This window comes from Capnocytophaga cynodegmi (assembly GCF_002302475.1).
GTDB classification, from domain to species: Bacteria; Bacteroidota; Bacteroidia; order Flavobacteriales; family Flavobacteriaceae; genus Capnocytophaga; species Capnocytophaga cynodegmi.
Genome location: NZ_CP022378.1, coordinates 2,080,001 through 2,093,027, shown reverse-complemented (window position 1 = coordinate 2,093,027; position 13,027 = coordinate 2,080,001). Strand labels below are relative to the sequence as shown.

Here is a 13,027-nt window from a genome sequence, read left to right as displayed (position 1 = left end):
TGGGACAAATTCCCAACTTTTGTTTTTATATAGCAATGTAATTTTGCTTATTATTTTTTGTAATACAATCGGTATTTCCAAAAAGAAGTTAATCCTAAAATAAGGACAAAAGCCACCGAATAGTATACAAAAGAAGGGGTTATAATCTTATCTCCACTTGCATAACTATGTAGCCCTGATAAATAGAAATTCACTCCGAAATAAGTCATTAAAATACTGAAAAATGATACCGTACTAGCAAAACTAAATGCCCATTTACCTCTCAAACCAGGAACTAAACGCATATGAATTACGAAAGCATATACCATAATACTAACTAAAGCCCACGTTTCTTTTGGGTCCCAACCCCAATAACGTCCCCAACTTTCATTTGCCCACATTCCGCCCAAGAAGTTACCAATAGTGAGCATTACCAATCCGACGGTTAATGCCAACTCATTAACAATGAGAAGCTCCTGAATAGCTGGAGATAATTTTCCCTTATTCTTTTTATTAGTGAAAATCATCAAAAACATACAAACGATTCCCAGAATAGCCCCTAAAGCAAAAGGTCCGTAACTACCTACAATAACAGCCACGTGAATCATTAGCCAATAACTATTAAGCACAGGTTGCAGTGTTCCTATAGAAGGGTCCATCCAGTTCCAGTGAGCTATCATAAGTATCATTGAGGTCACAAAAGCGGTAGAAGCTAATGACAATGGAGAACGTTTTGCGAATAACAAGCCAATCCCCATCGTAGCCCAAGCTACATAAATCATACTTTCGTAAGCATCACTCCAAGGTGCGTGACCCGAAATATACCAACGCCCAATGAGTCCTAACGTATGTAACAAAAATAGAAAGAAAATCAAATACTTACAGAAATTAATAATAATTCTGAAGACTTTATTTTTAGAAAATATATCAACAATAAGCAGTACAAACATAAATGTTCCTACATACAAATACCACTCAAACAACCGATTGAAAATATGGGCTTTATTGTACAAAATCTCTGCTTTTATCTTATTCTCCGAAGGTAACACATCTCCTCCGTGGTTCTGTTGATTCTTTTTAAAAGCATCTAATAATTTATCTGGATTAGCATAATCACCCGTTTGTACAGATTCTCGAAGCATATTCAAATAAATTGGTACAGAACCATTTATAAAATTAGCATACAATGAGTCATTCACAACTGTTGGATTTTCACGAAATTCAAGTGTTGATACCCATCTGTTATTGGCATCATCTAAAAGTGGAAATATTTTTAAAATTTCTCCAGACAAAGCACGATTTAAAAGCCCTATACGCTCATCTGCTTGTTTAAAATCTTTCTGAAACTGATTTGGAGTGTTTGTAGCATAGGCTTCTTGTAAAAAAGGAGCAAGTTTATAGTTCATTTTCTCATCGTAAAAATCGACTGCACTTACATATTTCTTTCCTTTTTCAACTCCCAAAATTGAATGAAGACTATCATTTTGTTTCTTAACAAACATAAAATCAACATAATACCAAGCCATTGGGTTTAGCATCATTGAAATAAGTACTTGATTGGCATCCATTCCTTTGAATGTGTCATCTTTACTCATTTTTCGGAGAAGTTCAGAAGCGAAAGTATTTACCGGCTTCATTCGTCCTGCATCTTGAATAACAAGCTCTCCAAATTTTTTGGCGTGTTCTTTGCTTACAGTTGTAACTTTCAAAATAGAATCTACCTGTTTTTCAGTGGGTTGCATTGCGTGTTGAGCAAATAATGAAGTACTTCCCATCAAAAATAAAATACATAAAGTTAACCGTTTAGCTTGTACTTCTTTAAGCTGTTGAGCAAGTCTGATAAATCTGGATTTCCCTACAAACATAAAAGCTATCAATCCTCCGTAGAGTAAAAAATAACCTATATAAGTTAAAAGAGTTCCCCAATAATCGTGGTTTACCGAAAGTACAGAACCTTTTTCATCGGGATGAAATTGTGCCTGAAAAACTCTATATCCTTTGTAATTCAATATATTATTCATAAATATATCATAATCAAACTTCTCATTCTCCGATTTTACTGAAACTTTACTTTTAAAAGCTGAATAACTTTTTTCCGTACCTGGATATTTATCTGCAATAAAATCATTTAATGTCACAGAAAAAGGAATTGGAACGCGACGTGAACCATAACTTATGTAAAAGTCCAAGCCATTCAGATTGACCATCATAGGAGGATTTACAACACCTTTACCGCCCAATACTGTAACTTCCCTAACTTCGTTTCCAGATTTTACTTCAAATACAACTGCGTTAGGGCTTTCCTTAGTCACTTCTTTTTCAGGAAGTTTTCGAATTCCTTCTCGTCCTTTCGTCATTGGTTCTGGAATTACGAACTGCGTTTGACCTAAAACATATAACGACCTCAAATGAAAAGGTTGAATACTATCTTTAAACACTGGAGTCTGCTCCTGAGTTGCCATTGTCATATAATTTCCCTCAAACGGCGTATTAATAAAGTATCCTTTTTCATTGATTGTCAAATTAATTGCTCCAGCTGTAGGACGATTTACAGCAAAAAGAACGTTATGAATATTACTGATTTCCCCATCCTTTAAATAATGTTCGTGTCTTCCTCCTGAGCCAGATTCTACTAATTTAAGATATCCTTCGCCTTCAGGATCTGGAACAAATCCATCCTCAACCCCACGAATAAATTCCTTATATTTTACTTCAAAATCTTTTCCTTTAAAATCTGATTTCCAATTATATGAATTGTTAGTATGTTGTGAAAAAAGAACTTCTGTTTGATTGCTTCGTCTTAGCCCATCTCCTTGATGTTCGCCATCTACAAAAACAGTAACATAGGTTCTATCAGAAACGTAAAAATCAACTGTTTCTCCTTCACGAATTGACATAATTCCCTCATCACTAACGTATCGAGTTATAAACGCACCAATGATAATGAAAACCCAAGAAAGATGCAGTACTAAAACCGCCCAATTTTCCTTTTTTAGCAAATTATAGCGTTTGATATTTCCTATGAAATTAATCATAAAAATTAACATAATCAACTCAAACCACCAAGCATTATATATCCAAATACGAGCTGTATCAATGCCATAGTCGTTCTCAATAAAAGTTCCTAAAGCCAATGCAATAGCAAAAACAACGAACAGCACAGCCATCAAACGAGTTGAAAACAAAAATTTTACCATAACTTTAACATTATTATTGATATGTGATAATATTTTCCAATTGACAAAGATATGATTTAAAGTGCATACCTCAAAGCATAAGATTAAAAGTTTTATCTTAAAAACAAAAAACTTTGCCTAAGTTGAAAAACTCAAACAAAGTTCTTAATTATTAAATGTTTAGATTAAAGTTTATACTACTAAAATCTGTAACCTATTTTAACTCCAGCATTTGGTTCAATAGCCCAAAAGTAGTTGTTTTCTGTAACTCCTTTTCCAAAATTACGTGCTATATTCACATATGGAGCAACAACAAAAGTATCATTATAATTCCACAAGTATCCAACACCTATTCCTAGTATGAAACTATCTAAATTCGTTTTTTCTTGATTATTATTTTTAAATTCTCCAAAACGCGTTTTTATAAAAGGATTAATGTAAGGTCCTGATAAATTATCCAAATCAAAATAATAATTGTAACCTAATTTAAAACTTGTAGCCTTAAACTTGCCATCTTTTTTAGGAAAATACGAAAATCTATCATTAAAGAACATTTCTCCTTCGATAGACTGATTAAATCCGATAAAATATTCATAACCAACCTCAATTGATGCAATAGCGATTGCGTTAAAAATATTCAATTTTACCTCGTGTTTTGGGTAACTTTGCATATCTTGTGTGAAAGCTTTTAAAGAAAAAAGCATTAAACATACAATAATAATTTTTTTCATCTATAAACAAGTATTAATTATATCGGGACAAAGATAATATTTTTTTTGATATATTAAAGAAAATACATCCGTAGTAAAAAACAAAAAAGAGATAAAAAATATTATCTCTTTTTTGCAATACGAATTATAGAATTTTAATCCTATTTTTGATCTAATGGAGAACCTTCTCTTGTTATATAATTCAACTTCAGAGCATTAACTTCCTGTAACTTTTCTCTGATATCACTAACAAGTCCCATATTTGTTTCTGCGTCTACTTTCAATGCAGTGATAAAAATATCACGTAATTCCTCACGAATACCATCTCTGTACTGCAATATGAAAGGAGCTACCTCTGATACATCTGCAAACTTATCATTAATCTGAATTTTTGCATTAGAACCATACTTGTCTTTGTATTTGTCAAGAGGTTTTCCCGCATATATGTAAACCACTGGATCTTTTTTGTCAAGTCTTTGAACTTGGTCAGCTGTTGGCACCTTGTTATGAACCATCAAATCGCTATCTTTCATCTCCGTTACTGTCATAAAGAAGAACAAAAGCATAAAAACAATATCAGGTAACGATGCCGTTGAAACTGGTGGTAACTCTCCACTTTTCTTTTTTGTAAATTTAGACATTTTGTTTCTGATTTTTAGTTTTTCTTAGGTGCTGTTTCCAACAATTTTCTTGGGAATAGCTCCTGTAACTTCTTGATTTTTCCTTCCAGTATATCCTTACGACTTCTCGGAGTTCTAGCAGCGTTGAACTCTGCGTCCATCTCCATATACGACACTTCTTCTGGGAACAAACGTTTGCGTTCACGCTCACGAAGGTCGTTGTAAGCAGCTATCAATTCATTTTGAACAGCAATATACGTTTTGTAAGAAGTCTCACGGTCATTTCTCAGCGAAATTACTGCTTTTTCTGGGTTATCTGAAGACAAAGGATTTTTAGCTCCCTTACAGTGAGCACAAGTTCCGTCGCCACCATTATCCAAGAATTCAATAGCCGTTTTTCTTACATTTTTCAACTCCATCAATTGGTTGTTAACCAACAACTGATTGTTTTTATTCACTACCACGACCAACACGTTTTTCTCTTTTACAGGCGGTGGAGGTGGCATATCAACTGGAAGCTTTGGAGGTAACTTTGTAGTAATACCCGCATTGGTTTCAATTGTTGTCGTTACCAAGAAGAATATCAACAACAAGAATGCAATGTCGGCCATTGAACCCGCATTTACCTCAGGTATTCCTCTTTTTGCCATATTTCAATTATTTTATTAGTGCATTCTTAATCCCCGAAACAACTAATAAACCTACGGCTACTGTTGTAAGGATATAGAATGAAATTAAACCTGCACTTACCAATTTTTCAGTTCCGTCACCACCTGCAAAAGCGTATGACAATCCCACGATGACTACAAAAGCCCCTGTATAGATAAGTGTTTTTTTCAATGCTTTGGGAGATGATAATACGTTTTTTGCTCCTGAAATAACCGCTACAAGCACTGCTACTGCAAGCAAAACATACGATACAATAAACATCCAATGCATAGGTGTATTGTTAATAGCCTCGCCTGGGTTAGTCATATCTGAAGAGACTAACAAAATCCAAAGCAATGCCCCTAACACACCTAATGCTAAAGCACCTATTTTTGATATTTTGTACATAATCTAAAAGTTTCTTTATTAATTTAAGAGTTATTTTTATCTTTTTTGCTTTGCTACCAACAAGTCTACCAATGAGATAGAAGCATCTTCCATATCATTAACAATTGCATCAATTTTAGCAACGATGTAGTTGTAGAAAACTTGAAGGATAATAGCTACGATAAGCCCGAATACTGTTGTCAAAAGAGCTACTTTAATATCTCCTGCAATCAAAGATGCATCAAGACCACCTGCAGCACTAATTTTATCGAACGCTTGAATCATACCAATTACCGTTCCCATAAATCCTAACATCGGAGCGATAGCAATAAACAAAGAAACCCAAGATACGTTTTTCTCTAATTGCCCCATTTGAACACCTCCGTAAGCGACTACTGATTTTTCAACCATTTCAATTCCTTCACTTGAGCGGTCTAACCCTTGATAGAAAATGGAAGCAACAGGTCCTTTTGTGTTTCGGCAAACTTCTTTTGCAGCTTCAATTCCTCCGTTATCTAAAGCAGTTTCAACTTCTGCTACCAATTTTTTAGTATTTGTAGTTGCTAAGTTCAAGTAAATGATACGCTCTATAGCTACTGCCAAACCTAAAATCAAACAGAGTAATACAACCCCCATAAATGCAGGTCCTCCTTCAATAAAACGTTCTTTTAAAATTTGGTGAAACCCTTTCGATGCTTCCGCACTTTCAACCTCTTGTGCGCTAACCATAGCGACATTCAAAATTAGCATAGCTGCAAATAACAGCTTAGATGTCATTTTTTTCATGTTTAATCTTTTTTAATTTGTTAGTTAATTAATAATTATTTTAATGGTTAAATTACATTTATTCTATGTAAGCAGAGAGGAAGGGATTCGAACCCTCGATACGCTTTTGACGTATACACACTTTCCAGGCGTGCTCCTTCAACCACTCGGACACCTCTCTATTTCAGAATGCCAAATAACGAATTTTTTTTCTATTGAGAAAGAAAAATGCTAACTTTTTATTAAATTTCTCCACTTACATTTTCTTCAAAACTGATTTTGAATAAATTAGAAGAAATATTTTTTTTCAACAAAATCATTAGTTTTACGATTGCTGCCTCTGTTGTAATATCTTTTCCGTTAATTACGCCCATCTTTCTTAAATACTCACTGGCTTCATATTTACCCAGAACGACACTTCCTCCCGAACATTGCGTAACATTTACGATGTAGATACCTTTTTTAACAGCTGCTTCAAGACAATTCAAAAACCACTTTTCGGTAGGAGCATTTCCAGAACCATACGTTTCCAAAACTACTGCCTTCAAACCTGAAATATTAAAAATCCCGTCCAAAATCTTCTCTGTAATTCCTGGAAATAGCTTTATTATAGCCACATTTTGGTCAAACTCTTTCCATACTTTTAGCTTCACATTTGTTTTTGGAGACAATAAATTTTCTTTCATAACTTTCAGATGCACTCCACTTTCCGCAAGCGTTGGATAATTCATTGAAACAAAAGCCTGAAAGTTTTCAGCATTAATTTTGGTAGTTCGGTTACCTCGATATAACTTATATTCAAAATACAATCCTACTTCTTTAATTACAGATTCTCCATTTTCTTTCAATGCGGCTAACTGAATGGAAGTTATTAAATTTTCTTTTGCATCGGTTCGTAAATCTCCTACAGGCAACTGTGAACCCGTAAAAATTACAGGTTTTGAAAGTCCTTCGAGCATAAAACTAAGTGCCGAAGCTGAGTAACTCATTGTATCGCTTCCGTGTAAAACTACAAAACCATCATAATTATCATAATTTTTTTCTATGGTTTCAGCAATATTTATCCAATGTTTCGGATTCATATCTGATGAGTCAATTGCTTTTTCAAAAGCTACTGAATCAATCGAACAATCCAGATGTGATAATTCAGGAATACGATGATAAATATTATCAAACTCAAACGCTTTCAGAACGCCTGTTTCATAATCTTTCATCATTCCGATGGTTCCTCCTGTGTATATCAAAAGTATTTTTGAGTTTTCTGTTTCCATTGTATAATACAAACTTAAACTAATAACTATACTTGTTTTTTACTGGATTTGCATACATTTCCAAGTATTTCTTTTGTGAGATAGCATCTTCTGATTTGCTACGATTATGCATTCGGCGTTCAAACTGACGGAATTCTTTTTCATTATAGAATTCCTTGTATTTATCTGTTTTATTTAGCAAATCATAGGCAATATAATTCGCTGGAAAAAGCTTGTATTGCTTATGAATAAATTCATCTAAAAGTTCAGCTAAAACTTGTAATTGCTTGTTTATATGACTATGTTCTCGCTCAATTTGGTCAAGTTCTTCATTCAATGGCTTTCCTACCGACATATGCACACGCCCCTTCTGCCCAAGCCAACCTTGCAAAATATTTTCAAAATCTTCTTTCTTCGACTTAACATATTCTACACCATAGTGTTGTGCCATCAAAGCTGGTATCTTCAGCATATCGGTCGGGTCAAATTCATACGAAATTGAAATTGGAACAATATTTAATTGCTTAAAATACTGCAAAGTTGAAATTCCTTGAGGCGTAGCTAAAGATAACATTTTCAGGACACCTTGCTGGGTTCGGTCATCTCCATCTTTCGTACGTCCCTCACGTTGAGCACTCCAAACAGAACGATTATCTTCACAAATACAATATCTTATATATTCCGAAACAATTTTAGAACGCTCCAATGCTTCTCTTGGTGGAAGATTTCTGAAAATGATAAAATTTCTGTTCAACATAGCGAGTTTTTGCAGAAACTTCTTTTTAATCAGGTTGTCCCCTATCGCTGATGCTGTCATTTTTAGATTGTAATCGTGTAAAGTAACATTCAACAACGAAGTATCAAGAACAATATCTCGGTGATTAGAAATAAACATATAAGCCTTTTCAGAACTCAATTTATCAAACCCTTCGTGGGTGAATTCAGCAATACTTTTTTCCATTGCTTTCTTTACCACTTTGTACATTATTTTGGTTTGAAATTCAAAAATAGACTTGCAAGAAGACAATAACTCAAACCTTTCTTGCTCCGAAAACTGAGGAAAACCATAGCCCAACATTGCTTTCATAAAAGAATGGTCTTTCACCTTGTGTAGCACGTCTTCTACTTCACGGTCGTAATAAGGGCGAATTGATTTAAAATAATCCAAGGTTTTAGCTATTTTATGGTTGTAACGGATAGCAAAGTAACGATTTTTTTTTCATTAAACAATGCTAAATACCGAAAATTTTTTTGGAGTTCTCCGTTGTTATATGAGCAACTTCTTCCAAAGAAAGTTGATATAAACTTGCTATTTTCTTTAAAATCTCAATAATATAAGCACTTTCATTACGCTTGCCTCTGTAAGGAACAGGAGCCAAATAAGGTGAATCTGTTTCCAGAACAATATGCTGTAAATCAATTTTATTCAAAAAAGTATCTATTTTTCCATTTTTGAATGTAACTACTCCCCCAATTCCTAATTTCAAATTATATCCAATGGCTTTTTGGGCTTGTTCTTCCGTTCCTGTAAAGCAATGAAATATTCCGAAAAGTTTTTCGTCTTTTTCCTGCTCCAACACTTCAAAAATTTCATCGAATGCATCTCTACAATGAATAACCACAGGCAAATTATGTTTTTTTGCCAACTGAATTTGCCAACGAAAGGCGTCTTGTTGTTCTGCTAGAAAAGTTTTATCCCAATACAAATCTATTCCAATTTCACCAATAGCACAAAAAGAGTGTTTATCCATCAGTTTTTCTACGTGAACAAGCTCTTCTTTATAATTTTCCTTAACATCACAAGGATGTAAACCATTCATTAAGAACACATTATCAGGAAAATCTTCTTTTAAAGCAAACATACTTTGAGTGTAAGAAGAATCAATTGCAGGAATGAAAAATCGCGTAACTCCCAAGTCTATCGCCCTCTTTATCATCTCCTTACGGTCTTCATCAAAAGCATTACTATATAAGTGCGTATGTGTATCTGTAATTATCATAAAACAAATATCTCATTTTTTTTAACTTGCAAAAATATAAAAATAATGTATTAAAAATTCTGTTTTGAATATATAGACGAAATATGATTATCAATTATGTCTGTAAATAATCAAATAAAAATTAAAAAAATTGTACTTTTGCCACCAAACGTACTATACTCATTCTAATTAAAATTATGAATTTAAAACAATTACTTATAAGTCAGGGATATGTAGCAATACCTTTGACTCCAACCATTACACAACATTTTGAAATTCAAGCTAAAATAAACGGAATAGAAGGGCGATTCATCTTAGATACAGGAGCCTCAAACACTTGTTTAGGATTCGATGGTATTGAACATTTCAATTTAAAAACAGAATTTTCTGAAATTAAAGCCTCAGGAGCAGGAGCCAGTGAAATGGAAACACAAATATCGAAAACCAATTTATTGGAAATCGGGAAATGGAAACGTAAAAAAGCATCTATCGTTCTTTTTGATTTGACACACGTAAATTTCGCTCTAACACAACACAATATCTCACCAGTTCACGGAATTATCGGTGCTGATATTTTAAAAACAGGAAAAGCTATTATTGATTATCCTAAAAAAAGATTATTCTTAAAATAAGTCACAATAAAATTCAGAAATATTCAAATAAATATCATTTTTTAAATTAAATTTGCATTAACTATAAAACCAACAACAAAATGAAAATAAAAAAATTAGGAGCTATTGATATTGGGTCGAATGGAGTCAGGCTATTAATATCCAATGTATTAGAATCAGAAAACAAAACTCCAATATTTAAAAAAAGTAGTTTAGTTCGGGTTCCTATTCGTTTGGGAGCTGATGTTTTTCTGGACGGACAAATTTCAGAAGAAAATGCTAATCGCCTTTCCGATTCAATGCAAGCCTTTGATTTACTGATGAAAGTAAATAAAGTAGAAAAATATATGGCTTGTGCTACTTCTGCAATGCGAGAGGCTTCCAACGGACACGAAATCACAGAAAAAATATTCAAAAAAACAGGCGTTAAAATCCGAATTATTGATGGCTCAGAGGAAGCAAAAATCATTGCATCTACTGATATACACTCACTTATAGAAAAACAAGGTAAATCTTACTTATATATTGATGTTGGTGGAGGAAGCACAGAATTCACCGTTTTTGTAGATGGAAAAATAATCAATTCACGTTCTTTTCCCATAGGTACCGTCCGTCTTTTAGATGGTATGGTTAGTTCAAAAATGTGGAAAGAAGCCGAAGATTGGATTAAAGAAAATACAAAAAATATCTCTTCAATTGAAGCCATTGGGTCAGGAGGGAATATCAACAAAATATTCAAAGATTCTGAAAAAAAAGAAGGAAAACCTTTATCATACAAATACTTAAAAGACCATTCTAAATACCTTTCTTCCTTTACTTATGAGGAAAGAATTCGTATTTTAGGCTTTAATCCTGACCGTGCGGACGTAATTCTCTACGCTCTTCAGGTTTACATCAATGCAATGAAATGGGGACAAGCAAAAATAATTCACGTACCGAGAATTGGACTAGCAGACGGGATTATAAAAACCATATATTACAACGATTTATCAAAAAAATAAAACACAAAGAAAATGAAATTAGCAGTTATTGCACACGATGGAAAAAAAGCAGAAATGGTTTCCTTTCTGATGAAAAATTTAAAAATTCTTCACTCAGCCAATATCCAAATTATTGCAACAGGAACCACAGGACAACACGCTCAAAATGCTGGTTTTGAAGTAGAAAAGGTACTTTCTGGACCCAAAGGAGGCGATGCTCAAATTGCCTCACAAATTGTAGAGGGAAAAATTCAAGGAGTTTTCTTCTTCAGAGACCCTTTAGATAAGCACCCTCACGAACCTGATATTTTGATGCTTATGCGAATTTGTGACGTTCACAACATTCCGATAGCGACCAATCCTGCCACAGCCGAACTTGTATTGAAAGGACTGGCAGAGGATGATGAGTACTAATCGAAATATACTAACAATCTTATTCAAATCATTCAATATGAAAAAATTACTTACATCAGCACTTGCTATGTTTTTGTTGAACATTTGCTTTGCTCAACTAAAAACCCCTAATCCAAGCCCGAAATCTTCCATAAGCCAAACTGTAGGATTGACCAATATTAATGTATCTTATTCTCGTCCTTCAGTAAAAGGAAGAGTAATTTTCGGAGATTTAGTCCCATACGGAAAAATCTGGCGTACAGGAGCTAATGCAGCTACGGTTATCGAATTCTCAACAGCAGTAACTTTCGGAAACAAAGAAGTTAAAGCAGGAAAGTATGCTCTTTATTCAATTCCAGAAGTTGATCAATGGAAAGTGTTTTTATACCAAGAGCATCAACTTTGGGGTGACCCAGGAAAAAACTATGATGCATCAAAAGTTATAGCTGAAACTATCGTAAAGCCAGGAACCATCAGCCCTAAAATCGAAACTTTCTTAATCAGTTTTGATAATATCAGAAATAATGAAGCAATGCTTACCCTAGCTTGGGACAATGTTTTAGTTAAAGTACCAATCAAAGTTAATACGCGAAGTGCCGTTATGGAAAGCATTGGAAAAACTATGAATGGTCCAACAGCTAGTGAATATCACAGGGCTGCAAACTATTACTATGAAGAAAATATAGATTTGAACAAAGCTTTGGAATGGTCTACTAAAGCTGTAGAACAAAATCCAAATGCTTACTGGATTTTAAAATTGAAATCAGATATTGAAGCAGCCTTGAAAAATTACAAAGAAGCTATAAAAACAGCTGAAAAAGCACTAGAATCGGCAAAAAAAGCTGGAAACGATGGCTACATAAAAGCATTAGAAAACAACATTAAAGATTGGAAAAACAAGTAATATACGAAAGCGGGTTGTTGAAAAAAGCAACCCGTTTTTTTATTTCTAAAAAAAGATGTACATTTGCACGCAACTAAATTTCAAGTTGCATTATGAATCTTCAACAAAATAAAATAGTAGGTGAAGGATTAACCTACGATGACGTACTTCTTATTCCCAATTATTCCGAGGTACTACCAAGAGATGTTTCTATCACAACAAAATTTACAAAAAACATTTCACTAAATGTTCCAATTATTTCAGCTGCAATGGATACCGTTACGGAAGCTGCGATGGCTATTGCGATGGCACGTGAAGGCGGTATCGGTGTTTTGCATAAAAATATGACAATTGATGAACAGGCAATGCAAGTTCGCAAGGTGAAAAGGGCTGAAAGTGGAATGATAATCGACCCTGTAACACTTCATATGGAAGCAAAAGTAGCTGATGCTCAAAAAAGTATGAAAGAAAACAGTATTGGAGGAATTCCTATTGTTGACAAAAACGGAACCCTAAGAGGAATTGTTACTAATCGTGATTTACGTTTTGAACGTGATGGAAATCGTCCTATCATCGAAGTTATGACCTCAGAAAAATTAATAACAGTAAGTGAGGGGACTTCAATGAAAGAGGCAGAAAAAATTCT

Annotated in this window: 14 protein-coding genes and 1 tRNA gene (1 of these 15 only partly in view); 5 read left to right on the top strand and 10 right to left on the bottom strand. The window is 33.8% G+C overall.

The features are described 5' to 3' along the window. Positions 1–50: 50 nt before the first annotated feature. The 10 genes from ccsA to CGC48_RS09270 form a co-directional block, all read right to left on the bottom strand. A complete protein-coding gene (gene ccsA / locus CGC48_RS09315; protein WP_232780492.1) occupies positions 51–3,176 on the bottom strand; it encodes a cytochrome c biogenesis protein CcsA in 3,126 nt (1,041 codons plus the stop codon). 179 nt (positions 3,177–3,355) lie between these two features. After that, a complete protein-coding gene (locus tag CGC48_RS09310; RefSeq protein WP_018279498.1) occupies positions 3,356–3,886 on the bottom strand; it encodes a hypothetical protein in 531 nt (176 codons plus the stop codon). A gap of 140 nt (positions 3,887–4,026) precedes the next feature. Beyond that, on the bottom strand, positions 4,027–4,506 hold the full coding sequence (locus CGC48_RS09305; protein ID WP_026193888.1) for an ExbD/TolR family protein: 480 nt from the start codon (positions 4,504–4,506) through the stop codon (positions 4,027–4,029). Between the two features lie 14 nt (positions 4,507–4,520). After that, positions 4,521–5,135 (bottom strand): ExbD/TolR family protein, encoded by a 615-nt coding sequence (locus CGC48_RS09300; protein WP_018279496.1) that lies wholly within the window; start codon positions 5,133–5,135, stop codon positions 4,521–4,523. Between the two features lie 7 nt (positions 5,136–5,142). Next, the gene (locus CGC48_RS09295) at positions 5,143–5,541 is read right to left on the bottom strand and encodes a hypothetical protein (protein ID WP_098029348.1); all 399 of its coding nucleotides are present in this window, start codon (positions 5,539–5,541) and stop codon (positions 5,143–5,145) included. 36 nt (positions 5,542–5,577) lie between these two features. Beyond that, positions 5,578–6,306, bottom strand: a complete 729-nt coding sequence (locus CGC48_RS09290) for a MotA/TolQ/ExbB proton channel family protein (RefSeq protein ID WP_026193887.1) — start codon at positions 6,304–6,306, stop codon at positions 5,578–5,580. 72 nt (positions 6,307–6,378) lie between these two features. After that, a tRNA-Ser gene (locus CGC48_RS09285) sits at positions 6,379–6,466 on the bottom strand. Between the two features lie 61 nt (positions 6,467–6,527). Beyond that, a complete protein-coding gene (locus CGC48_RS09280) occupies positions 6,528–7,556 on the bottom strand; it encodes an asparaginase (RefSeq protein WP_098029347.1) in 1,029 nt (342 codons plus the stop codon). A 19-nt stretch (positions 7,557–7,575) separates the two neighbouring features. Beyond that, entirely contained in the window at positions 7,576–8,703 is a 1,128-nt protein-coding gene (locus tag CGC48_RS09275; protein WP_098029346.1) for a lysophospholipid acyltransferase family protein, read from the bottom strand. A gap of 64 nt (positions 8,704–8,767) precedes the next feature. After that, positions 8,768–9,529: a TatD family hydrolase gene (locus tag CGC48_RS09270; RefSeq protein ID WP_098029816.1), complete on the bottom strand. Its 762-nt coding sequence runs from the start codon at positions 9,527–9,529 to the stop codon at positions 8,768–8,770. Positions 9,530–9,711: 182 nt separating this feature from the next. Between CGC48_RS09270 and CGC48_RS09265 the strand changes: the two genes are divergently transcribed. The 5 genes from CGC48_RS09265 to guaB all read left to right on the top strand — a co-directional run. Next, the gene (locus tag CGC48_RS09265) at positions 9,712–10,146 is read left to right on the top strand and encodes a retropepsin-like aspartic protease (protein ID WP_018279490.1); all 435 of its coding nucleotides are present in this window, start codon (positions 9,712–9,714) and stop codon (positions 10,144–10,146) included. Between the two features lie 80 nt (positions 10,147–10,226). Continuing rightward, a complete protein-coding gene (locus tag CGC48_RS09260) occupies positions 10,227–11,126 on the top strand; it encodes a Ppx/GppA phosphatase family protein (protein WP_018279489.1) in 900 nt (299 codons plus the stop codon). A gap of 12 nt (positions 11,127–11,138) precedes the next feature. Then, positions 11,139–11,519, top strand: coding sequence for a methylglyoxal synthase (locus CGC48_RS09255; RefSeq protein WP_098029345.1), 381 nt, complete (start codon positions 11,139–11,141; stop codon positions 11,517–11,519). Between the two features lie 37 nt (positions 11,520–11,556). After that, entirely contained in the window at positions 11,557–12,402 is an 846-nt protein-coding gene (locus CGC48_RS09250; RefSeq protein WP_232780491.1) for a DUF2911 domain-containing protein, read from the top strand. Positions 12,403–12,494: 92 nt separating this feature from the next. Next, positions 12,495–13,027: the 5' portion of an IMP dehydrogenase gene (guaB, locus tag CGC48_RS09245; RefSeq protein WP_098029343.1), read on the top strand. It continues 940 nt past the right edge of the window; only the first 533 of its 1,473 coding nucleotides appear in the window; the start codon lies at positions 12,495–12,497; its stop codon lies beyond the right edge, outside the window.